The following is a 22,168-nucleotide window of genomic DNA, read 5'->3' as shown; positions in this document are numbered from 1 at the left end:
GTGGGGCCGGTCTGAAGTCGCTCCACGGATAACGCCCTATTGCCTGCGGGAGATTGGGAAGACGTTTACCGTCCGGGCGACGGCTGACGCCTTCCTCGGCCCGCTCCCTAACCCGAACACCGTCCGCAGCTACGGAGTCGGCGTCGGCAAGACAGCCGAGCAGATCGGGGAGGCTCGCCCGCTGGGGTCGGTCGCGGACGACGAGATCGGCGAGGCCCTGGAACTGCTGGATGAGCACACGGCTGTGCGGGGCCCGGTACAGGCTGGGACTTGCACGAGTACCGCCATTCCGCTCTGACGCATCTGGGGGAGCAGGGGGCATCGCTGCTGATGCTGATGGCGAAGCCGTGGCACAAAAAGCCGGAGAACGTGCGCTGATACTTCAAGCCCTCTGCAGAGGAAATCGCGGAACTGACCAGCCTGCTCGCTCCGGGAGGCAGCAGAGGATGAAGCTGCGCCACCGAACTGTCAGGGCATGGTGTTCATGACCAGCCCGGCTGCTCAGGCCTGCAAACTCTGTTTACTCGGCCAGGAGGTGGGGGCTCAGTTCAGGCCGGTGAGGAACTCGCCGAAGAGCCGGTTGGCGGTTTCGGAGTCGTAGAGGCGTTCGAACTCGGCGCGTGCCAGGCTGCGCCGGAACTCGCCGTGGTAGGAGACGTCTCCCGCGTCGTGCATGAGGTCGGTGAACCATGCGGCGTACGCCTGGTAGTTCCACACGTGCTTCAGGCAGGTGGCGGAGTACGCCTCCAGCGGGCCCGCGTCCTGCTCCTTGACCTGCTTCAGGACGGCCGTGGCGAACACGTCGGCGTCGTGCAGCGCCAAGTTCATGCCCTTGGCGCTCATGGGAGGCACGATGTGCGCGGCGTCCCCGAGCAGGTGCAGGCGGCCGTAGCTCATCGGGTCGTAGACCACGCTGCGCAGCGGCACCAGTGTCTTGCTGGTGATGGGTCCCTTCGCGGTGACCGGTTCGCCGAAGCGTGCCCCGATCTCTTCCCAGATCCGGTCGTCCGTCCACTCCTCGACGGCAGTGTCCAGCGCGCACTGGAGGTAGAAGCGGCTGGCCTGGGGTCCGCGGGCGAACTGGCCGGCGAATCCCCGGTCGTGGATCGCCATCATGGACTGGTGGTTGGCGGGGGCGTCGGCCAGTACGGTCAGCCAGGCGTACCCGTACTCGTGGGACTGGCGGGTGAGTACGTTGTCGGGGATGCTCGCCCGGCTGACGCCGTGGTCTCCGTCGCAGCCGGCGATGAAGTCGCAGGTGATGGTCCGCGTCACGCCCGTGCTGTCGCGGTAGCGCACCTGGGGCCGGGGGCCGGTGAGGTCCTCCAGTTCGACGTCCTCGGCTTCGAAGCGGAGGTCGCCGCCGTCGCTGACGAAGACGTCGATGAGGTTGCGCACGAGGATCTGCTGGGGACAGAAGCGTCCGTCGACGTGGTCGTCGGTCACGTACCGGAAGGGCCGCGTCTCGCCGTCGACGCGGAAGTTCAGCACCGGCGCGAAGGGGGCGCCGTCGAGGACCCGGTCCTCCAGGCCCCACTCGCGGAACATGCGCACGGCCCTGGGGTCGATGACCCCCGCGCGCTGGCGCTGCTCGACGTATTCGCGGCTGTGCCGCTCCAGTACCACGCAGTCGATCCCGCTGCGCAGGAGGAAGTTACCGAGGGCGAGCCCGGCGACACCCGAGCCCACGATCACGACAGTGGTGTTCTCGTCCGTTACGGACATGGTCGGTTCTCCTTGTGTTTTTCTGCCGGCCCGTGGGGAGGGCCGTGCGCTCATCGGCCTGCTCTGTTCAGGGCGATCGCCGGACATGGGGCGTCCCGCCGTTTGGCACAGCGGGGCGAAACCCCCTACCCTTAAGCGAAGCCTCCACTACGCATAATACGTAGTGTCCACTACGTTTGCAAAAGGGGTCGGATATGCGCCGCGACGGAGCCGCCAACAGGGAGAAGGTCATGCTGGCCGCCGAGCATGTCTTCGCCGAGAAGGGGGCGGCCGCCTCCACCGAGGAGGTCGCGCGGCGGGCCGGGGTCAGCATCGCCACCGTCTTCCGGAATTTCGCCACCAAGCAGGACCTCATCGAGGCCACCGCGTGCCGCTACCTGGAGAAACTGACCGCCCAGGCGCTGGCGCTCGCCGAAAGCCAGGACCCCGGAAAAGCCTTCGCCTCCCTGATGAAGTCCCTCGCGGCGGCCGGGCCGGTGAAGGTGACCCTGCTGGACCTGTTGCCCCCGCACGACGACGACGGCAGGGGCCTGTCCCGGCCGGTCACCGAGGCCGCCGACGCCTTCCGCGCGGCCCTCGAAGGCGCACTCCACCGCGCCCAGGCCGCCGGCTCCGCGCGCCCCGACGTCACCGGCGACGACGTCTCCCTCCTCCTGCGCGCCCTCGCATACGCCACGGACCTCAGCGAAGGCGAGGCACTCGACCGGGCCGTGGGCATCGTCCTCGACGGCCTCGGCGTACCGCGCTGACACTGACCCCTTCCGTCCAGCCTGGCCCGCGCGTCCGGCCCCACAGGGATGCACCGTCCGGCGCCGGCCCCGCCGCTGCCCCATCACAACTCGTCCACGTGGGGAGAGCCGCGGGTGCTGAACAGTACGAGTGCGTTGAGGACGAGGCCCAGCGCGCCGATCTGGTCCTCCATGGCGTCCCGGTAGCGCTGGTAGAGCTGTCCTGCCCGGCCGTGGAAGATCTTCCGGGCGAGCGCGTGGCGGCCTTGGTTCGGCCGCGCGTACACGCTGGGGACGGGCACGACGAACCGCATCCCGTTCACCGAGGCGACCAGGCCCCCGCCCCACGCCTGCGCGAGATCGATGGACGCCTGATGCTCAATGAGGGTCGAGTTCGCGGCCCGGTAGGTCGCCGGCCGCAGATACGTCTGGTCCACGTGGGACAACCTGCCGTACTTCAGCGCATCCGCGCCGCCCGTCACCGGGGTGTAGCCGACGTTGCAGCCATGGGCGACCAGCAGCGCCGCGATCGTCACAGGCAGGTCCTTCAGCCTCGCCTCACTGCCGGTGACCGAGGTGAACGCCTGGTCGGCGCCGGTCCAGGAGAACACCTCCAGCAGCACCTCAGGCAGGTCCACCCGCGGCAGCATCGCGTTCACCGCGGCCCGCAGCTCCAGCAGGGACGCCGGTTCGGGCTCCGGCTCCAGGGCGGCGAAGTGCAGACGGCCGTCGCCGTCGAAGACGATCTGTGCGTTGTCCGGGACCCGGGCGGCGACCTCCCGGTAGGTGCCCTCCAGTAGCGCGGCCCGCGCCACCAGGTGCCCGCCCGCCTCACCGGGCAGGTTGAGCGAGGCCAGCACAGTCGGCCTTGCCTGCTTCCATGCCTCGCCGGCCGGCAGCTTCGCCCGCGGGTCGCCCCACTTGGAGGAGCTGCGGGCGAAGACCTGCTTGCTGCGCAGCATCCGGTGCAGGTGCTCCAGCACGCAGAACGTGTACGCCCTCCAGAACACCGTTCCCGGCTCCAGATGGGGCGCGGCCAGGACCAGACGCCGCCAGGAGCCGGTGAGCAGACCGGTGTCGATCTCAGCCGGTCCGACCTTCTTGCCGCCCATCAGCCCCGGCAGCGACAACAGCGCGCTCAGCACGGCCTCACCCACCGGGGTGGCGTCGAAGTCCACCACGCTGACCAGCAGCCTCAAGAACGGACGGACGGTACCGAACCGGTTGATCAGCATGGTCCGCCATGCTTCGTCTGCGCAGGGGCGGCGAGGTCCTGCTCGCGCGCCGCTCGGGCACCGGGTACGCGGACGGGCTGCTGCACGCGCCGTCCGGCCACGTGGAGGACGGCGAGGACGTGCGCGCCGCCGTGTTGCGCGAGACCTGGGAGGAGATCGGGGTGCGCCTCGCCCCGGAGGACGTCAGGGCCGCGCTCGTCATGCAGCACCGCGGCCCCGGCGGCGCCCCGCGCACCGGCTGGTTCTTCGAGGCGGAGTACGGCGCGGGGATCGCGCCCGACACCGAGCCGAGCAACAGGGAGCCGGACAAGTGCGCGGGCCTGTCCTGGCATCCGCTCGCCGATCTGCCCGGCGACATGGTGGCGTACTGCGCCGCCGGCCTCGCGGCCTACCGGGCGGGTGAGCGGTTCGTGCTGCACTGGCACGAGGACGGCGACACGATCGCCTACGCGCCGGACGGCCCCTCGCGGGCGGTCGCGCTGCCGGTCAGCCGGCTGCCGGGGCGGGGGTGATGTACGGGGAGAGCGTCAGGCGAGCGCCTTGACGTGGCGCAGCTCCGTGGCCGAGACGCGGTAGCCGAGGCGGCGGTTGACCGCCAGCATCGGGGCGTTCTCCGCGTCGTTGCCGGTGTGCGCGTCGGTGAAGCCCGCGGCGCGCGCCCTGCGCAGCGAGTCCGTCTTCGCCAGCCGGGCGAGGCCGCGGCCGCGGTACGCCCGCCGGGTGCCCGTCATGCCGGACCAGTAGCGGCTGCCTCCGTCGGTGTGCGCGAGGGAGAACGCGGCGACCTGCCCGTCGACCTCGACCACGGACGTCAGGTCCCGGTCGAGGCGCGGGTCGTGCCAGGTGTGGCGCAGCCAGTCGTCGAAGTCCGCCAACTCGGCCGCCACGTCGCCCGGTTCGTCGGCCGTAACCTCCGCGTCCGCCGCGAAGAGCGGGCGCGGGTCGCCGGCGTACCCGGCGAACGTGCGCAGCCGCACCCCGGCGGGCAGCACGCCGGGCTCGGGCAGCCGCGCGGCCGTCAGGTCGAGGTGCTGCAAGTGGGCTGCCCTGCCCGGGCGGTAGCCGTGGTGTGCGGCGAACGCGCGGTGCGCGGGCTCGTCCAGCACCCAGGAGAAGACCGCGCTCGCCCCGGCGGCGGCGAGGTGGTCCTCCGCCGCGCGCAGCAGCAGCGCGCCCGCGCCCCGGCCGCGGTGGTCCGGGTGCACCTGGGGGTTGGCCGAACCCTGGCCGGGCACGGGGCTGTCGTAGTGCAGCAGGGTCCCGCAGACACCGATGACCCGGCTGTCCTCCTCGGCGACGAGGAGGCGGAAGCGCTCGCCCGGGTGGGCCGTCGCGGCCCGGTACCTGACGTACTCCTCGGTGAGCACCAGGTGCGGCAGGGCCGCGAGCCTGACCCGGACGACGGCCGCGGCGTCCCCCGGGTCGTCGGGGCGGAAGTCACGGACGATCAGGGCCATGGCCGAAGACCGTACGCGGCGCGGCGGCCCCGGCGCGCGCCATTTTTCCCGGGGGTGGGAAGAGGAGGACAATCGGCGGTGTGACGTTGCGGATCGTGATCGACCCCGAGGGCGCGGACGCCCCCTACGAACAGCTGAGGACCCAGGTCGCGGAGCGGGTGCGCGAGGGCGAGCTGCCCGTGGGCTACAAGCTGCCCACCGTGCGCGGCCTCGCCGCCGACCTCGGCCTCGCGGCCAACACGGTGGCGAAGGCCTACCGGGCGCTGGAGACGGACGGCGTGATCGAGACGCGCGGCCGCAACGGCACGTTCGTCGCGGCGGCGGGGGACGCGGCGGCGCGCGAGGTGGCGGAGGCGGCCCGCGCCTTCGCCCTCCGGGCACGGCGCCTCGGCCTGACCCCGAGCGAGGCACGGGACGCGCTCGACGCGGCCCTGCGCGCGGCATACGCGTAGCGCCCCCGGGGCGGGGGCGCTACGCCCTGGGTCGCGCCCGACCGGGCACGCCAACGGGCTCCTGGCAATCGGGTCGGGTCCCGGACCGCCTGACTGTCCCGGACCCTGGCAGCCCGGGGCCGCGCGCTGCCGGGGCCGCGCGGGCGACCCGGCCCCAGTGGCCGGCTGCCCGTCCGGCGGCGGTGACCGACTCGCGGCCCCGCGGGCAGCCGACGTGCCCGGGCGCCCTGGCTTCTGCCCGCTGCGTCGGCCGGGCAGGCTGCTCGGCGTGGCCTCCTCCTGACCTCTGCGGGTGCCGGGATGATCCGGTCGCCAGCGCATGACGGGGCGACCAGCGGGCCACCGGTCTCCGGGTTTCGGGCCCTGCGGCTGTCCGGGACCGGCGGGCGTCTGTGCCGTGTGGGCGCCGCGGCGGCCGGCCCCCGCGCGGGCCCGGCCGGGCGGCGGGAGCCGACTCGCGCCCAGGCGCGGGCAGCCGATGCGCTCCGGGCAGTACTCCTCCGGACGGTCCCGCCTCCGGCGCCGTGAGGCCGGCAGGACCCGGGTTCCGGGCCCCGGGCCCGGAGCCGTCGGCGCCCGACGTCGGGCGGGCCCCGGGGCCGTTTCGGCCGGTTGCCCGCCCGGTGCGCGCCGGGCGCGCGTCAGTGGCGGGCCGCGCCCGCCGCGGTGAGCGTGCGTGTCGCCGCTCGCGCTCTGCGCACCGCCGCGTATCCCTTCGTCAGCGCGCGGTCCACGGCGAACGCCCGGGCGACGCCCACCCCGTCGATCAGCCGGCCGAACTCCTCGATGCCCGTCCTGCGGCGTACCGTCAGCCGGGCCAGGGCGTAAGGGCCCTGCTCGCGGACGGCCTGCGCGTTGCGCACCGCGAGTGACTGGGCGAAACCCGCCTCCCGCACCGCTCGCCGCACCCGGCGGTCCGAGTAGCCGAAGGGGTACGCGAACGACACGGGCGGCGTGCCCGTCTCCTCCGCCGTGATCGTGCGGCACCGCTCGATCTCCGTGCGCAGCCGCCGCTCGCCGAGCTGGTCGAGTTGCGGGTGCGTGTGGCTGTGGCCGCCGATCTCCAGGCCCGCCGAGGCCAGTTCGCGCACCTGGTCCCAGTCGAGCATGGTGCCGGGCGCGCCGCTGCCCGCCCCCCGCCCGTCGCGCAGCCATCCCGTCGACACGAACACCGTCGCGGTGAAGCCGTGCGCGGCGAGGACCGGCAGGGCGTGCCGGTGCACGCCCTCGTACCCGTCGTCGAAGGTGATCAGCACGGGGCGCGGCGGCAGCGCGCCGCCGCGGCGCCACGCCTCGCCGAGCGCCGCCGTCGTCAGCGGCGTGCGGCCGCGCTCCCTGAGCAGCGCCATCTGCGCGGCGAACGCCTCAGGCGCGACCGACAGCGCGCGGGTCGCGGGTGACGGCGTCCGCGCGATCGCGTGGTACATCAGGATCGGGACGGGGCCCGTGCCCGCCGTCGTGGTCCTCATGCCGCCTCCGCCCCGTCGGGCGCGGGCGCCAAGGGCGCGATCGGGCCCGACGAGAACGCGACGGCGCCGCCGCGCGTGCGTGCCCGGCCCACCGCGTAGCCGCCCGCCGTCGTCAGCACGCCCACGACGATCGCCGCCGCCCTGGCGGCGCCGCCGGGCCGCAGGAGCGTCGCGTCGCGCAGGCCCCGTACGATCCCGGCCGGCAGGACGCGCGTCGCGTAGCGGCGCTCCGACTCCAGGCCCTTGCCCGCCCCGACGCTCCGTGCGACGAGCGCCTTGGACAGCCCTTCCGCGTACGCGCGCGTGCGGAAGTAGCCGAACCGCTCCCTCGCGGGAGGCACCTTGTGGTGGATGACGGCCCTGTCGTCGATGAGCACCACCGCGCCCGGCACCGCGCGCGCGAGGCGGATGCACAGCTCGGTCTCCTCGCACCCGAGGGGCCGCCGGTCCCCGTCGCGCCCGATGCCCGTCGCGAACCCGCCGGCCGCGTCGAACGCCGAGCGCCGGAACGACGCGTTGCCGCCGAGCACGTTGCGCACCCGCACCCGGCCCGCCGGCAGCCCGCGGTAGGTGCAGCCGACGACCCAGTCGAACTCCTCGGGGAACCAGGCCGGGCGCCGCCCCGACGCCCAGGCCGGCAGGGTACGGCCGCCGACCGCGAGCACCCGGGGGTCGTCGAACGCCTCGTCGAAGTGGCGCAGCCAGCCGGGCTGGGCCACGGCGTCGTCATCGAGGAAGGCGATGACCTCGCCGCGTGCCGCCGCCACACCGGTGTTGCGCCCGGCGGACAGGCCGCGGGGGCCCGCGTTCGCGAGCACCCGCACCCCGCCGGCCGCCGCGAACGCGGCGGTCAGCCGCGCCCGCAGCGCCTCGTTGTGGTCGACCACGAGCACGGTCTCCAGCGGTGCCGGGTCCTGTGCGCGTACCGAGTCGACCGCCGCGAGGATGTCGGCCCACCGCTCCTCGGTGTAGACGCAGATCACCACCGAGCAGGAGCGTCGGCTCACCGGGCCTCCCCGACGGGAGCCTCGCCGAGCCGTGCTTCGCCGGGGGAGGCCTCGCCGAGCGCCACCCTGCCGAACGCGCCGGGGCGGCCCGTCCAGCGGCGCCCTGAGCGCGGTACGCCCTTCTCCTTGAGTATCACCTTGAGCACCCTCAACCCGTCCCTGACCGCGCTCAGGTTGCTGACCCCGTGGATGCGGTCGTACTCGTGGCTCGGTATCTCCTGCACCCTGAGGCCTGCCTTGACGACCCGTATGTTCATCAGGGTCTCGACCTCGAAGCCCGTGCAGTCCAGCGTGATGGCGTCCAGGCAGTGGCGCCAGAACGCGTTGTACCCGTAGCAGAGGTCGGTGTACCTCGCCCCGAACTTGGCGTTCACCGTGGCGCACAGGACGCGGTTGCCGAGCTTGCGGACGAACGTCATGTCGTCGGTGCCGCCGCCGTTGGCGAAGCGCGAGCCCTTGGCGAAGTCCGCGCCGGAGACGAGCGCCGAGACATAGCTGACGATCTCCTGGCCGTCGGCCGAGCCGTCCGCGTCCACCATCACGATGATGTCCCCGGTACACGCGGCGAAGCCGCTGATCAGGGCGTCCCCCTTGCCTCTGCCGCGCTGCTGAACGACCTTGACGTCCGGCCGCAGGCGTCTCGCCACGTCGACCGTGCCGTCAGTGGAATTGCCGTCCACGAGCACGACTTCGTGAATCCAGTCGGGCAGCGTCTTGAACACGTACGGAAGGTTCTCCGCCTCGTTCATGGCCGGGATGACCACGCTGACGGGCGGGGCTATGGCGAGATGGGACGAGATCGGCAGATACTCCCGTGCCTCGCGGCGGGGAGAAGTTAACCGATCGAGGCCCGAGGCGGCCGGGCGCAGAATGGAGCTCACGAGTCATTTCCCTCTCGTCCGGCGGACCGCCCACCCCCGGGCGGTCCGGCTGAGTTACCGGTTCGAAAGGGGGGTTCTCAGCCAGGGCATGCGGAAGCGAGCTCCGTGCACCGTGCTGAGCTGGTGTTACCTCCCGCGCGCGGCCCATGACTCGGCCCTGCCCGCGGACAGGACTGCCCGAGGACAACCGAGCACGGCACCCCCCTACCGCGCCCCGCTCCGGTCCTTTTCCGGCTTCTGAGCCCTCCCCTTGGGCCGGTGTACATCAAGAACCGATGCGGGTGGATGTACGACGGTATTGACGAAAGGGACTGTATGGCAAGACCCGGAGAGTGGCTGGCCTTTTCCGTACATTGGCCGTTCTTCGACGGTCGATTACGCAAAGAGGCGGTCGACTTCGATCATCCATTTCGTCCCAGAGGTTTTCTTCCGCCCCACGCGCATCGAAGTCACCAGCGTTTCTGCGCAGTGGAGGGGCGTCCGCTATCTACGGTACGGGTATCCGCGGCGCCGACGTCTTCGGTACCCGTCGGTAACAATCCTGTCATGTCCACTACCGGTGAAGCGGCTCTGCTGGTACCAACGTTGACGGCGGCACACCGCTGAGCGGCAGCAGAAAACTGCTACGGGAGGTCTCATGCAACGTCCCACCACACGGCGTACGCGTTCCAGACTCGCGGCCCTCGCCACCTCGCTCGCACTCGGAGTGACCCTGGCCCTCACCGGGGCGGCCGCCGCGCACGCCGCCGCCGGCGTCGACTACGTGGCGCTCGGCGACTCGTACTCCTCCGGCCTCGGCTCCGGCGACTACGACAGTGCGAGCGGCGACTGCAAGCGCACCCCGCGCGCCTACCCCGCCCTCTGGGCGGCCGCGCACGCGCCCGCCACGTTCACCTTCGCCGCCTGCTCCGGTGCTCGTACGGGTGACGTCAAGGCGAGCCAGCTCTCGTCGCTGTCCTCTGCGACCGATCTCGTCTCGATCACCATCGGCGGCAACGACGCGGGATTCTCCGACGTCATGACGGCGTGCGTGCTCAAGTCCGAGTCGACCTGCCTCAGCGACCTCGCCACTGCCAACAGCTATATCGACAAGACGCTTCCAGGCTCTCTCGACAGCCTCTACGACGCCATCCGCGCCAAGGCGCCCGGCGCCCATGTCGTCGTCCTCGGCTATCCGCGCTTCTACGAGCTGAACGGCTCCTGCATCGTCGGCCTCAGCGAGACCGAGCGCTCCGCCATCAACGACGCGGCCGACCACCTCAACGCCGTGACGGCCAAGCGCGCCGCCGACCACGGCTTCACCTTCGGCGACGTCACCCAGAGGTTCGCCGGCCACGAGATCTGCTCCTCGGGCACCTCATGGCTGCACAGCGTGAACATCCTGCACATCAGCGAGTCGTACCACCCGACGGCGGCCGGCCAGTCCGGCGGCTACCTGCCGGTCCTCACCTCCGCCGCGTCCTGACGCCCGCGCGTCTCCGGACCGCCCGCCCGCCCGCCCGCCGCAGCCGCCGACGGGCGCGCGGGCGGAAACGTGCCCCCGCGGTCCTCTGAGGGCGCGATCTCGCGCGTAATCCCATGAACCGGACATCCCGCCCCGAGTTGGCGGCCGATCTGTCCAACTCGCCCTGAAATAGCCGGTACAGAACGATCATCGACCCAACTCGTACGGGTGTGCTTGGTGCCTGAGACGGGATACACGGGTGTCACGGTGTAGCGATAGGGTTAATGTGCCCGGGGCCGGGCCCAGTCGTACGGGTGGGGAGTGAGATGAAGCAGATAACGGCGCACAGCAGGGCGCGAGTCCCTGCGATCACGTGCGGGACGAGCGCGACGAGCTCGCGTCTCGACCGGCACCTCGCGGTACTCGGCGGTCCTGCCGTGCCTCCGCGCGAGTCGGCGGAGGCGACGTTGCTGATGCGCGAGCTCACCTCGCGCGACGAGACGCGGACGCGTACCCGCAAGGGCGCCATGGTCTCGCTGTTCGCCCCCCTCAGGCGGCTGCGCCGCTCCCTGTTCGGCAACCGCCGCTGACCGGCCCGGGCCCACCGCCCGGTCCCGGCCGGTCGTCCCGACGGCCCGTCAGCCGCGCCGCGTCACCCTTGTCCGCCGCCTCCCCACCCACCCGGCGGCGTACGGGCCCGCACGGCGCCGTACGGCCCTGGCTCGGGACGCCTTGGCTCAGATGAGGGCGAACTGCCCGTCCGGGCCCTCTTCGTGGTGGTCGAGCACCGACGCGGGGCGCTGCGCCGCGGCAGGCGTCGGCAGCACGCCCGCCGCCCGCAGCTCGGCCCTGCCGATCGTGGTGCGCGCCCGGTCGGCCCCGAGTTCGGCGCGCAGCGCCTCCTGGCGGGGCGCGAGATCCGCGAGCAGCGCGAGGACCGTGATCAGTTCGAGCAGCTCCGACGTGAACGCCTGGGGCCACGCCGCGGGCACGATCGCGTCCAGCGTGCCCGGTTCACCGCGTGCCGTGCGCCGGTCGAACCACAGCTCCAGCACCCGGACGCCGCCCGCCCTGTACGCCCACGCGCCCTCGGGGACGGGCGAGATCCTGCCCGCGCCGCCCACGTGGAGCGTCTCGTCATCGGGCGTGTAGGACAGGCCACCGGGGCGTGCGGGAAGCGCTGCCCGCACATAGGGGCGCCGCCCGCCGGGCAGCCTGGGCCGCTCGCCGCCGCGCGTGCCGCGCGTCTGTATCCGCGCAAGCTCGGCGCCCAGTTCCACGCCGCGTTCCCACAGCGCGGTGTCGGCCGGCAGCGGCACGGCGCAGCCGCGCGGCGTGGTACGCGCCGCAGCCAGCGCCCAGGCGAGCACCTCGTACGCGCCGACGTCGCGCCCGTGGCGCGCGGAGAGCAGCGCCGTGAGCCCGGGCGTGATGTTCGGCTCCGTGCCGCCCGGCCTGCGGTACAGCGGGCGGATACGGCCCGGCCGCCTCGCGGGGGAGCGGCCGTCCGGCAGCGCTGCCGACACCAGCAGCGCCGGGCCGTCGTCCCCCGGCACGTGCCCCTGCTCGACGGCGAACACCTGGTGCTGGTCGGCGACCCGCCACAACTCCGGGCGCGCCACGTCTATCAGCCGGTGATCGGGGATCAGCCACTGCTCGTCGAAGGGGCCGTGTGCGACGCGCAGCGGCGGCGGGCAGCGGTCGTCCTCCCGGGCGAAGCGCGCCGTGGAGGGTGCGCCGCCGGGCAGCGCGGCGACGGGCGTGTGCTGGGTGCGTGCGCGGGACGGGGAGAACAGCGCGTCGCGCTCGGCGCCCTCCGCGCGCACGAGCCGTTCCCAGCGGGCCGCGAGCGACGCCGCGTCGGGCGCCAGGACCCACGTCCTGCCGAGCCGCAGCGGCGCCACGGACCAGGGCATGAGGTCGGCGAGTTGCGGAGCCCCGGCGGTCGCGCCGGTGGGCGCGCCTGACGTGTCGGCCACCCGTACCCCCTCCTGATCGGTCGGCGATCCCGCCGGGAAGCCTAACGAGACGGTGCACGATCGTGCACCAGCTCGTAACGACCCCGGATGCCTCCCGGCCGTCATGCCTCCACGGTGACCGAGAACGAGAACTTGTCGCCGCGGTAACGGATCCTGGCGACGTCCACCACCCTGCCCGCCTCGTCGTGCGTCACGCCGGTGTAGTGGAGGATCGGGCTGAGCAGCGGAACGCCGAGCAGTTCCGCGGTCACCGGGTCGGCCAGGGTGGCGCGAACGGTGTCCGTGATCCTGCCGATGGCGACCCCCGCGACGTCGCGCAGCACCTTGGTCATCGGAGCGTCCTCCAGGTCGGCCGCGTCGAGGCGCGCGGCGACGTCCGGGCGTACCGCGTTCTCCGCCCAGCTCACGGGCTCGTCACTGGCCCGGTCGCGGCGCAGCCGGGTGTACGACATGATCTCGGCCAGATCGGGAAAGTATTCGGCCAATTCGCCGGTGACTTTTGCCGGGCCGTGGCCGAGTACCGTCGTCACGTCGCCCGACTGCTGCGCGACGACCGCGTCGACCGAGCCCAGCAGGCGCCGGGGCGCGCTGCGGCGCGCCCCGGGCTCTATGAACGTGCCGCGCCGCCGGTGCCTGCTGATCAGGCCCTCGCCCTCCAGCTCGCCGAGCGCCTGGCGCATCGTGAGGACGCCGACGCCGTAGTGCGCGGCGAGGCGCTCCTCGGTGGGCAGCCGCAGGGGGTCGCCGGGATGGCGGCCGAGTATCGAGGCGCGCAGCGACTGGGACACCTGGTACCAGAGCGGGAGCTTGCGGTTGAGGATGAGCGAGTCGGGCGCGAACGCGCCGGCCCCGGCGTCGCCCGCCGGGGCCCCCGCGCCGCCGCTCATGCCCGGAAGTGGCGCTCCAGGCCCTGCCACACCCGGTCGTAGTCCGGCTGCAGGTGGGAGGCGCCGGCCGCCTGCGCCGTGGCCGTGACCGGCCACCGGGTCTCGAACATGAACGCCAGGCCGTCGTCGACCTTCTGCGGCTTCAACTCGGCGGTGCTGGCACGCTCGTAGGTCGTGCGGTCGGGCCCGTGCGCCGACATCATGTTGTGCAGCGAGCCGCCGCCCGGCACGAAACCGCCCTTGCCCGCCTGCTTCGCGTCGTACGCGCCCTGCACCAGGCCCATGTACTCGCTCATGACGTTGCGGTGGAAGTAGGGCGGCCTGAACGTGTCCTCACCCACCAGCCAGCGCGGTGCGAACACCACGAAGTCGACGCCCGCGAGTCCTGGGGTGTCGGACGGTGAGGTGAGCACCGTGAAGATCGACGGGTCCGGGTGGTCGTAGCTGATCGAGCCGATCACGTTGAAGCGCCGCAGGTCGTAGACGTACGGCACGTGGTTGCCGTGCCACGCGACCACGTCGAGCGGCGAGTGGTCGTACTCGGCGGCCCACAGGTTCCCGCAGAACTTGTGCACCACGCGCACGGGGCGCTCGACGTCCTCGTACGCCGCCACCGGCGCCGTGAAGTCCCGTGCGTTCGCGAGCCCGTTGGCGCCGATCGGGCCGAGCTCGGGCAGCTCGAAGGGGCGGCCGTAGTTCTCGCACACGTAGCCCCTGACCGCCGTGTCGAGCGGCTCGACGCGGAATCTGACGCCGCGCGGGACGAGCGCGACCTCGCCGGGGCGCGCCGCCAGCAGCCCGAACTCGGTGCGCAGCAGCAGCCCCCCGTCCTCGGGGACGATCAGCAGCTCGCCGTCGGCGTTGCCGAACACCGTGTCCTGCATGGGCGCGTTGGCGGCATAGAGGTGAATCGCCATGCCGACACGCTGCGTCGCGTCGCCGTTGCCGCCCAGCGTCCAGAGGCCCGCCAGGAAGTCGGTGCCCGGCGCCGGCTCGGGCAGGGGGTCCCAGCGCCGCCGGTTGGGGTCGGGCTCCGTCTCGGTGAAGGGGGCGCCGCGCAGGGTGCCGTTGCCGATCCTGCGGTACGCGGGGTGCGCGGCCGACGGTCGGATCCGGTAGAGCCAGGAGCGGTGGTTGTGGGCGCGCGGCTCGGTGAACGCCGTGCCGCTCAGCTGCTCCGCGTACAGGCCGAGCGGCGCGCGCTGCGGCGCGTTGCGCCCGCTCGGCAGGGCGCCCGGCACCGCCTCCGAGCTGTGCTCGTTGCCGAATCCGGAGAGCCCGGCGAGGCCGCCCGCGGCCTTCCTGGCCCGCTCGACCGCGTCCGTGCCCGTCGCCTCGCCGCCGCCCGCTGCCTGCCCCGCGCTGCCCGCGCCCGCCGTGCCGCCGCTCCCGCTCATCGCCACTCCCTCGTGAGGATCGGATCGTGCTCGGTACCTGTCCGTGAATCCTATGGTTCACCAGAGGATTGGACCCGTCAACGGCCCTGGGCACCGGCCGTACCCGCGGGTACCTTCGGACGAGTCATACGCGGCCACGGGCCGCGGACCCCCGACGAGGAGGCATGCCCCATGACCCGCGCCGCCGTCCTGCCCGCGGTGGGAGCACCGCTGCGGATCGACGACATCGACCTGCCGGCGCCCGGACCCGGGCAGGTGCGTGTCCGCCTCGCCGCGGCGGGCGTCTGCCACTCCGACCTCTCGCTGGCCGACGGGACCATGCGGGTCCCCGTGCCGGCCGTGCTCGGCCACGAGGGCGCGGGCACGGTGGTCGCGGTGGGCGAGGGCGTCGGACAGCCGGCCGTGGGCGACGAGGTGGTGCTCAACTGGGCGCCGTCCTGCGGTGCCTGCCCGGCGTGCGCGGACGGGGAGGTCTGGCTGTGCGCCAACGCGCTGGCCGGCGCGTCGGCCGTGTACGCCACGGCGTCGGACGGCACGCCGCTGCACCCCGGCCTGAACGTGGCGGCGTTCGCGCAGGAGACGGTCGTCGCGGCGAACTGCGTGCTGCCGCTGCCGCCCGGCGTCCCGCTCACCGACGCCGCCCTGCTCGGCTGCGCCGTGCTCACCGGCTACGGCGCCGTGCACAACGCGGCCCGGGTGCGGGCGGGCGAGAGCGTCGCGGTCCTCGGCATCGGTGGGGTGGGCCTCGCGGTGCTCCAGGCCGCCAGGATCGCGGGTGCGGCCGAGGTCGTCGCGGTCGACGTCTCGCCCCACAAGGAGGACCTCGCGCGCGCCGCGGGCGCCACCTCGTACGTCGTGGCCTCGGACACCACGGCCAAGGAGATCAGGAAGCTGACCGGCGGGCGGGGCGCGGACGTCGCGATCGACTGCGTGGGCCGAGGCGACACCATCCGCACGGCCTGGGGCTCGACGCGGCGCGGCGGGCGCACGACCGTCGTCGGCATCGGAGGCAAGGACCAGCAGGTCACGTTCAACTCGCTGGAGATCTTCACCTGGGGCCGCACCCTGGCGGGCTGCGTCTACGGCAACAGCGACCCGGTCAGGGACCTGCCGGTGATCGGCGGACACATCACGGCGGGCCGCTTCGACCTCGGCCTCATGGTCACGGACCGCATCGGCCTCGACGACGTGCCCGCGGCGCTTGACGCGATGCCGGCGGGACGCGGCGGCCGCGCGCTCGTGCTGTTCTGACGCGTCCTGTCAGGGGCGTGCCGTCGCGCGTGCTACGGCGCCCCGCCGCGTTGCCGCTCGTACTCCAGGGCGAGCCCGTCGATCAGGGCGCGCAGCCCGGTCTCGAACGCGCCCTCGTCCACGCGCTGCCGGTGCTCGGCGAGCAGGTGCGCCTGTCCGAGGTGCGGGTACTCCCGCGGGTCGTAGGCAGCGGCGTCGTCGACGAAGCCCTGGGCGAACGAGGACAGCGCCGAGCCCGTGATGAAGTACCGCATCAGCGCGCCGATCCTGGTCGCCTGCGCGGGCGGCCATCCCGCCCTGACCATCGCGCCGAAGACCGCGTCGGCCACCCTGAGTCCCGCGGGGCGGCGCCCGGGGCCGCGGGCCAGCACCGGCACGAGGCGCGGGTGGTCGGCGAGCGCCGCGCGGTAGGACACCGCCCAGTCGTGCAGCGCGGTGCGCCAGTCCCTGGCGTCGCCCTCGTCGAACATCGACAGGTCGACCTGGCTGCTCACCGCGTCGGCCACCGCCTCCAGGATCGCGTCCTTGGTGCGGAAGTGGTTGTACAGCGAAGGCCCGCTCACGCCGAGCTGCGCGGCGAGCCGCCGGGTGGACACCGCCTCCAGGCCCTCGGCGTCCACGAGCACGCCCGCCGCCGCGACGATGCGTTCTCTGCTCAGCATGGGCTTGCGCGGGCGGGCCATGGCGCACATAGTAGGGCCCGGCAGCCATAAACTAGCAGTGCTAATTAAACCCGGGAGCGAGGAGCCGTCCGCCATGGACATGGAGCTGAGCGAGGAGCAGTCCGACGTACGCGCGCTCGCGCGGGATTTCGTGGCCCGCGAGATCGCTCCCCACGTCGTGGAGTGGGATCGTGCGGAGAGCGTCGACCGCTCCCTCGTCGGCAAGCTCGGCGCGCTCGGCCTGCTGGGCATGACCGTGCCCGCCGAGTACGGCGGCTCGGACGGCGACCACCTGATGTACTGCCTGGTCACGGAGGAGCTGGGGCGCGGCGACTCGTCGGTGCGCGGCATCGTCTCCGTCTCGCTCGGCCTGGTCGGCAAGACGATCCTGGCCTGGGGCGACGAGGAGCAGAAGCGTGCCTGGCTGCCGCGGATCACCTCGGGCGAGGCCATCGGCTGCTTCGGCCTCACCGAGCCCGGCACCGGCTCGGACGCCGGCAACCTCGCCACCCGCGCGGTGCGCGACGGCGGGGACTGGGTCATCGACGGATCGAAGATGTTCATCACCAACGGAACCTGGGCCGACATGGTCCTGCTGTTCGCCCGCACCAACGACGCGCCGGGCCACCGCGGCGTCTCGGCCTTCCTCGTCCCCACCGACACGCCCGGGCTCACCCGCCGCACCCTGCACGGCAAGCTCGGGCTGCGCGGCCAGGCCACCGCGGAACTGGCCTTCGACGGGGTACGGGTGCCGTCGAGCGCGCTGCTGGGGCCCGAGGGCAAGGGGTTCTCGATCGCCATGTCCGCGCTGGCGAAGGGGCGGATGGCGGTCGCGGCCGGCAGCGTCGGCATCGCGCAGGCCGCGCTCGACGCGGCCGTCGGGTACGCCGGCGAGCGCGAGCAGTTCGGCTCCACGATCGCCCACTACCAGCTGGTCCAGGAGCTCATCAGCGACATCGCCGTGGACGTCGACGCGGCGCGGCTGCTGACCTGGCGGGTGGCCGACCTCGTCGACCGCGGCGAGGAGTTCGCCACGGCCGCGTCCAAGGCGAAGCTGTTCGCCTCCGAGGCGGCGGTGCGCGCGGCGAACAACGCCGTCCAGGTCTTCGGCGGCTACGGCTACATCGACGAGTATCCCGTCGGCAAGCTGCTGCGGGACGCGCGGGTGATGACGCTCTACGAGGGCACGAGCCAGATCCAGAAGCTCATCATCGGCCGCGCGCTCACCGGCGTCTCCGCCTTCTGACGGTGCGTCGGGGCGGGGGCACCCGCCCCGACGTGGGTCAGCCGAGCGGGAACACCGGCAGTACGGTCCTCTTCCACGTGCTGTTCGCGGCGCTCGCACACGACGCGTACCAGGCCACTACCGCGGTGACGAAGCCCACCCAGCCGCCGACCTTGTCGATGCCCGTCGACTGGGCGAACGCGCCGATGGTGAGCAGGATGTACGTGATGGCCAGCAGCACGATCACGGCGAGCACCGCCCCGCTGGTGCGCAGCGCGGGGATGATCATGTAGGTCGTGAAGATGGCCCAGGCGAGCAGGAAAAGACCGGTCGCCTGGTAGGCGTGGGCGGCCGGGAGCTTCGGCGCGACATGGGAGATGTAGTAGGCGAACCCGAGCCAGAACGCGCCGTACGAGCTGAACGCGGTGGCGGCGAAGGTATTGGCCCTGCGGAACTCCCACATTCCGGCGAGGAGTTGGGCGATCCCTCCGTAGAAGAGGGCGAGCGGGAGCACCACGGTCTCCAGCGTGTCGCTGAGCAGCCCGGCGTTGAAGGCGCTCAGGACGAAGGTGGTCATCGCGAATCCGGCGAGCCCGAGGGCGCCGGGATCCGCGATGGTTTCTGTGGACGCGGGTGGGGCGGGCGGCCGGGCGTCGCCGGCCGCGGTCTTGGGATTTGCTGATGCCACGGGTGGATCCTCTCCGCGAGATGCGCCTGACGGACCTCCGGCGCGCGCCGCCGGCGGCGGTGCCCCGCCGCGAAAGTACCGGCCCCGGGTGTGGTGTGGCGTCGGAACGGTCCGTGGTCGGCGCTGCGCTCCGTGTGGGGGAACATCATCTTGGCCTCGTGTCATGAGGGGGTCAAGGAGCTGCGCACCTTTCGTTGCACCTTCGATTACCGGTTCGAACGAAGGCTCGCCCGAGCGCTTCTAAGCGCTTGCTCACCTTCGCGGTATGGTGTTCGTCCTGCCCTGCGGCAGCACAGCACCGGACGGAAGGGGCGAACCATGCGTACGGCCGAACCGGTCGGCGACGACGACGGCCGCCGCGGCGCGACCACGGCCTGGGCCGAGGTCTCTCCCGAGGCCGCCAGGAGGCTGCTGGTCGCGGCCGTCGAGGCGTTCGCCGAGCGCGGGTACCACGCCACCACCACGCGGGACATCGCGGGTCGCGCCGGGATGAGCCCCGCCGCCCTCTACATCCACTACAAGACCAAGGAAGAACTGCTGCACCGGATCAGCAGGATCGGCCACGACCGCGCCCTGGACGTCCTGCGCAAGGCCGAGTCGGGCGGTGGCACCTCGGCGGAGCGTCTGGCGGACGTCGTGCGCTCCTTCGTCCGCTGGCACGCGGAACAACACACCACCGCACGGGTGGTCCAGTACGAACTCGACGCCCTCGGACCCGAACACCGTCCCGAGATCCTCGAATTGCGGCGGCAGAGCGACGCGGTGGTGCGCAGGATCCTGGAGGACGGCGTGCGGGACGGCGAGTTCGACGTGCCCGACGTCGGCGGCACCACGCTGGCGGTGCTCTCCCTCTGCGTCGACGTCGCGCGGTGGTTCGACGAGGCGGGGCGCAGGTCGCCGGACGAGGTCGGCGACCTCTACGCCGACCTCGTGCTGCGGATGGTGGGCGCGCGGGCCTGACGCCGCCGGGGCCCGCGGCTGCGCGGCTCGCGTGAAAACCGCGGCCGCCCGCGTTGCCGAACCGTTTCGGCGGACGGTGGGTGGTAGCAATGGGGACGACACCACGCCCCGGTGCGCGAGCGGGCCGAGTGATGCCCCGGAGCGGGGCCGCCGGCCCGGGGAGGCGAACGCGATGCCCGTACAAGCCGCCCTCGGGGCGGCCCGCAGGCGCGAGACCGTGCAGCGCGTCGAGGCGCTGATCGCCGCGAGCGCCGAGGACGGGGCCGCGGCACGCGCGCGCAGCGAGGAACTGGTCGGGCTCGTCACCGGCTTCTACGGCGACGGCCTCGAACGGCTCCTGTACGTGCTCCACGAGCACGGCGCCCTGAGCGACGAGATCCTCACCGCGCTGGCCGACGACGACGCGGTCGCCGGCCTGCTGCTGGCGCACGGCCTGCACCCGTACGGCGTTCAGACCCGTGTCGAGCAGGCGCTCGGCGCCGTACGCCCCTACCTCGCCTCGCACGGCGGCGGTGTCGAACTGCTGGGTGTCACCGGCGAAGGCGCGGTCCGGCTGCGGCTGCTCGGCCGCTGCGACGGCTGCCCCTCCGCGCCGGCCACGCTGGAACTCGCGGTGCGCGGCGTGGTCCAGGCGGCTGCCCCCGAGGTCACCGCCATCGACGTCGCGGCGCCGTCCGGAGCCCCGAACGCGGCCGGTGCGAGCCCGGCCGCCACGAGCCCGGCCGGTGAGGGCGGCCCCGCCGCGCCCGCCGGCTCCCAGCGGTTCACCCGGGTGTACGCGAGGGGCACGCCCGCGGGCGGCGGCTCCTCGTGGCGGCCCGTCGCCGAGTTCGCCGGCCTCGGGCCCGGCGAGACACGGCACCTCACCGTCGGGCGCGTGCCGGTGGTCGGCTGCCGCGTCGGCACCGGTCTGTTCGCCTTCCGCGACCTGTGCGCGCGGTGCGAGCGGCCGCTGCGGGGCGCCGTGCTGGCCAGGCACCTCGGCGGCGCACCGGGCGACGCGGCACTGGGCTGCCCCGTCTGCGGCGCGCACTACGACGTGCGGGGCGCCGGCGCGTGCCTCGACGAGAACGGCCTCCACCTGGAGCCGCTGCCGGTACTCAGCGACGGCTCGACCGTCGCCGTCGCGGTGCCCGCGACGTGATGCGGAAGGCGACCCGGGATCAGAAGTAGTAGCGGGAGACGGACTCCGCCACGCACGCCGGCTTCTCGCCGCCCTCGCGTTCGACCGTGACCCGCGCGGTCACCTGGACCGCGCCGCCGCTCGCCTCGGCGACATCCGCCAGCACGCCCGTGGCACGCAGCCGCGAGCCGACGGGTACGGGGGAGGGGAAGCGCACCTTGTTCGTGCCGTAGTTGATGCCCATCCTCACGTTCTCCACGCGCAGGACCTGCGGCAGCAGCATCGGCAGCAGCGACAGGGTCAGGTAGCCGTGCGCGATCGTCGTGCCGAACGGCCCGGCCGCCGCCCGCTCGGGGTCCACATGGATCCACTGGTGGTCGCCCGTGGCCTCGGCGAACAGGTCGATGCGCTTCTGGTCCACCTCCACCCACTCGCTGTACCCGAGCTGCTCGCCGATCCCGGCGCGCAGCTCCTCGACGGAGGTGAAGGTCCTCGGCTCGGTCATTCCCCGGCTCCCTGTCGTCGTGCTGAGCGGCGCCCCGCCCAGTGTCCAAGCGCTTGCTCAGGATGGTCGCGCCGGAGCGCTCCTGTCAACGAGGCGAACGGGTCCGCGGCTGCCGCCGGGCGCCGGGCCGCTGAGGCGCGGCCCTGGCGCGGAGGTCGTGGCGTACGGGGGGTGAGGGTCGGGGGGTGAGGGGGGTGAGGGGTTTTCGGCGGAAGCGGGGGGCGGCGCGAGGCCGCGGCCGTGCGAGGGGAAAGCGCGTGTCGCGGTGCGTCAGGCGGCGGTCAGTGTCCTGGCGGAGGAGGAGCGCCCGGCCCGCACCCGGTCCAGTGCCTCGGACGTCAGTACCGGGCGCGGCACGACGATGCCGCAGCCGGTGCACACGGGTCCCGAGCCTTGTTCGTGCGCGGGGGCGGGGCGCCAGACGAGGCCGCGTACCGCGCCGCACACGGGGCACGCGTCGCCGGGTCCGGCCTCCAGGCCCGCGATCAGCCTGCGCAGCACCTCGGCGAGCGAGCCCGAGGGGTGGAGGCCGGGATCGTCGCAGCGTGCGACGCCGTTGCCGCCCCAGGTCAGCCTGTGCCAGTCGTCGAAGCTGCCCGGACGGCGCAGCCCGTCGTGCTTCTCGCGCTTGCGCCGCTCGGCGAAGTCGCCCTCGTAGGCGAGCCAGACCGCTCGGGCGGCCTCCAGTTCGTCCAGCGCCGCGATCAGCCTCGCGGGCTCGGGAGAGCGGTCCTCGGGCTCTATGCCGTGCCTCGCGCACAGGTGGTCCCACGTCGCCCGGTGCCCGTAGGGGGCGAATCGTTCCAGGCACTTGCGCAGTGAATACCGCCGCAAGGCCAGATCGCAGCGCGGGTCGCGGACTTGTCTCGCGAGACTTCTGAATCCGGCCATCACATGCCACCTCCGTCAGTGGATCTCCGGAAAACCGGCGTTGTGGAATGGACGTACGCCTGCCCCATTCGGCTCCATCAAAAAGAGACCGGATCCGGGGATTACGCGGCGGCGCTGGTTTTTGCCCGGTGATTACCCGCTTGAGCTGCTGCTTTACATCCGTATGACGACTGGAGTGCGAAAACTCCCCCCTTCGTTCACG

20 protein-coding genes and 3 pseudogenes are annotated in these 22,168 nt (G+C 73.0%); 10 read left to right on the top strand and 13 right to left on the bottom strand.

The annotated features are described in order from the left end of the window. Window positions 1–28 precede the first annotated feature (28 nt). Window positions 29–450, top strand: a pseudogene (locus IH48_RS37120) (hypothetical protein). 93 nt (window positions 451–543) lie between these two features. On the opposite strand, the gene IH48_RS0123065 reads toward IH48_RS37120, so the two are convergent. Further along, on the bottom strand, window positions 544–1,725 hold the full coding sequence (locus tag IH48_RS0123065) for a 4-hydroxybenzoate 3-monooxygenase (RefSeq protein WP_030907826.1): 1,182 nt from the start codon (window positions 1,723–1,725) through the stop codon (window positions 544–546). Window positions 1,726–1,919: 194 nt separating this feature from the next. Between IH48_RS0123065 and IH48_RS0123060 the strand changes: the two genes are divergently transcribed. Beyond that, window positions 1,920–2,474 carry a TetR/AcrR family transcriptional regulator gene (locus tag IH48_RS0123060; protein WP_030907824.1) on the top strand — a complete coding sequence of 185 codons (555 nt, stop codon included), beginning with the start codon at window positions 1,920–1,922 and terminating at the stop codon, window positions 2,472–2,474. Window positions 2,475–2,584: 110 nt separating this feature from the next. On the opposite strand, the pseudogene IH48_RS0123055 reads toward IH48_RS0123060, so the two are convergent. Next, window positions 2,585–3,709: pseudogene (locus IH48_RS0123055) on the bottom strand (Tn3 family transposase); the annotation flags it as partial. Between IH48_RS0123055 and IH48_RS0123050 the strand changes: the two are divergent. Further along, a pseudogene (locus tag IH48_RS0123050) lies at window positions 3,700–4,200 on the top strand (NUDIX hydrolase); the annotation flags it as partial. The pseudogenes IH48_RS0123055 and IH48_RS0123050 overlap by 10 nt on opposite strands. 15 nt (window positions 4,201–4,215) lie before the next feature. Here IH48_RS0123050 and IH48_RS0123045 read toward each other — a convergent pair. Next, entirely contained in the window at window positions 4,216–5,145 is a 930-nt protein-coding gene (locus IH48_RS0123045; RefSeq protein WP_030907819.1) for a GNAT family N-acetyltransferase, read from the bottom strand. 80 nt (window positions 5,146–5,225) lie between these two features. Between IH48_RS0123045 and IH48_RS0123040 the strand changes: the two genes are divergently transcribed. Further along, a complete protein-coding gene (locus IH48_RS0123040; RefSeq protein ID WP_030907817.1) occupies window positions 5,226–5,597 on the top strand; it encodes a GntR family transcriptional regulator in 372 nt (123 codons plus the stop codon). 641 nt (window positions 5,598–6,238) lie between these two features. On the opposite strand, the gene IH48_RS0123035 is transcribed toward IH48_RS0123040, so the two are convergent. From IH48_RS0123035 to IH48_RS0123025, 3 genes are read right to left on the bottom strand one after another with little or no spacing between them, the layout of a single operon-like run. Continuing rightward, window positions 6,239–7,066: a polysaccharide deacetylase family protein gene (locus tag IH48_RS0123035; RefSeq protein WP_030907815.1), complete on the bottom strand. Its 828-nt coding sequence runs from the start codon at window positions 7,064–7,066 to the stop codon at window positions 6,239–6,241. Further along, window positions 7,063–8,073 (bottom strand): glycosyltransferase family 2 protein, encoded by a 1,011-nt coding sequence (locus tag IH48_RS0123030; protein WP_037842959.1) that lies wholly within the window; start codon window positions 8,071–8,073, stop codon window positions 7,063–7,065. The genes IH48_RS0123035 and IH48_RS0123030 overlap by 4 nt, the downstream gene beginning before the upstream one ends. Beyond that, window positions 8,070–8,954, bottom strand: coding sequence for a glycosyltransferase family 2 protein (locus IH48_RS0123025; RefSeq protein WP_051840378.1), 885 nt, complete (start codon window positions 8,952–8,954; stop codon window positions 8,070–8,072). The genes IH48_RS0123030 and IH48_RS0123025 overlap by 4 nt, the downstream gene beginning before the upstream one ends. A 637-nt stretch (window positions 8,955–9,591) precedes the next feature. On the opposite strand from IH48_RS0123025, the gene IH48_RS0123020 reads away from it, so the two are divergent. Together IH48_RS0123020 and IH48_RS0123015 are read left to right on the top strand one after the other, a co-directional pair. Next, window positions 9,592–10,419 carry an SGNH/GDSL hydrolase family protein gene (locus IH48_RS0123020; protein WP_030907810.1) on the top strand — a complete coding sequence of 276 codons (828 nt, stop codon included), beginning with the start codon at window positions 9,592–9,594 and terminating at the stop codon, window positions 10,417–10,419. 305 nt (window positions 10,420–10,724) lie between these two features. Further along, window positions 10,725–10,988 (top strand): hypothetical protein, encoded by a 264-nt coding sequence (locus tag IH48_RS0123015; RefSeq protein WP_030907808.1) that lies wholly within the window; start codon window positions 10,725–10,727, stop codon window positions 10,986–10,988. A gap of 147 nt (window positions 10,989–11,135) precedes the next feature. Here IH48_RS0123015 and IH48_RS0123010 read toward each other — a convergent pair whose 3' ends face one another. The 3 genes from IH48_RS0123010 to hmgA form a co-directional block, all read right to left on the bottom strand. Continuing rightward, a complete protein-coding gene (locus IH48_RS0123010) occupies window positions 11,136–12,377 on the bottom strand; it encodes a type ISP restriction/modification enzyme (protein ID WP_030907806.1) in 1,242 nt (413 codons plus the stop codon). Window positions 12,378–12,478: 101 nt separating this feature from the next. Then, window positions 12,479–13,264: a GntR family transcriptional regulator gene (locus IH48_RS0123005; RefSeq protein WP_051840376.1), complete on the bottom strand. Its 786-nt coding sequence runs from the start codon at window positions 13,262–13,264 to the stop codon at window positions 12,479–12,481. Continuing rightward, complete coding sequence (gene hmgA / locus IH48_RS0123000) at window positions 13,261–14,661, bottom strand: homogentisate 1,2-dioxygenase (protein ID WP_051840375.1); 1,401 nt, start codon at window positions 14,659–14,661, stop codon at window positions 13,261–13,263. The genes IH48_RS0123005 and hmgA overlap by 4 nt, the downstream gene beginning before the upstream one ends. A gap of 171 nt (window positions 14,662–14,832) precedes the next feature. Between hmgA and IH48_RS0122995 the strand changes: the two genes are divergently transcribed. Beyond that, entirely contained in the window at window positions 14,833–15,912 is a 1,080-nt protein-coding gene (locus IH48_RS0122995; RefSeq protein WP_030907801.1) for a Zn-dependent alcohol dehydrogenase, read from the top strand. Between the two features lie 32 nt (window positions 15,913–15,944). On the opposite strand, the gene IH48_RS0122990 is transcribed toward IH48_RS0122995, so the two are convergent. Beyond that, window positions 15,945–16,595: a TetR/AcrR family transcriptional regulator gene (locus IH48_RS0122990; protein ID WP_030907799.1), complete on the bottom strand. Its 651-nt coding sequence runs from the start codon at window positions 16,593–16,595 to the stop codon at window positions 15,945–15,947. A gap of 73 nt (window positions 16,596–16,668) precedes the next feature. Between IH48_RS0122990 and IH48_RS0122985 the strand changes: the two genes are divergently transcribed. Next, window positions 16,669–17,820: an acyl-CoA dehydrogenase family protein gene (locus IH48_RS0122985; protein ID WP_030907798.1), complete on the top strand. Its 1,152-nt coding sequence runs from the start codon at window positions 16,669–16,671 to the stop codon at window positions 17,818–17,820. Window positions 17,821–17,857: 37 nt separating this feature from the next. Here the strand turns inward: IH48_RS0122985 and IH48_RS0122980 are convergent, their stop codons facing one another. After that, a complete protein-coding gene (locus tag IH48_RS0122980; RefSeq protein ID WP_030907796.1) occupies window positions 17,858–18,487 on the bottom strand; it encodes an acetate uptake transporter in 630 nt (209 codons plus the stop codon). A 318-nt stretch (window positions 18,488–18,805) separates the two neighbouring features. Between IH48_RS0122980 and IH48_RS0122975 the strand changes: the two genes are divergently transcribed. Beyond that, complete coding sequence (locus IH48_RS0122975) at window positions 18,806–19,447, top strand: TetR/AcrR family transcriptional regulator (protein WP_030907794.1); 642 nt, start codon at window positions 18,806–18,808, stop codon at window positions 19,445–19,447. 172 nt (window positions 19,448–19,619) lie between these two features. Next, entirely contained in the window at window positions 19,620–20,591 is a 972-nt protein-coding gene (locus IH48_RS0122970; protein WP_030907792.1) for a NifU family protein, read from the top strand. A 19-nt stretch (window positions 20,592–20,610) separates the two neighbouring features. On the opposite strand, the gene IH48_RS0122965 is transcribed toward IH48_RS0122970, so the two are convergent. Together IH48_RS0122965 and IH48_RS0122960 are read right to left on the bottom strand one after the other, a co-directional pair. Then, entirely contained in the window at window positions 20,611–21,075 is a 465-nt protein-coding gene (locus tag IH48_RS0122965) for a MaoC family dehydratase (protein WP_030907790.1), read from the bottom strand. A gap of 270 nt (window positions 21,076–21,345) precedes the next feature. Further along, a complete protein-coding gene (locus IH48_RS0122960) occupies window positions 21,346–21,966 on the bottom strand; it encodes a hypothetical protein (RefSeq protein WP_030907789.1) in 621 nt (206 codons plus the stop codon). Window positions 21,967–22,168 lie beyond the last annotated feature (202 nt).

It is taken from the genome of Streptomyces sp. NRRL F-5126 (assembly GCF_000721265.1).
In the GTDB taxonomy this organism is placed as follows: Bacteria; Actinomycetota; Actinomycetes; order Streptomycetales; family Streptomycetaceae; genus Streptomyces.
The sequence above is the reverse complement of the archived record's forward strand: the minus strand, read 5'-3'. Positions and strand labels throughout refer to the sequence as shown.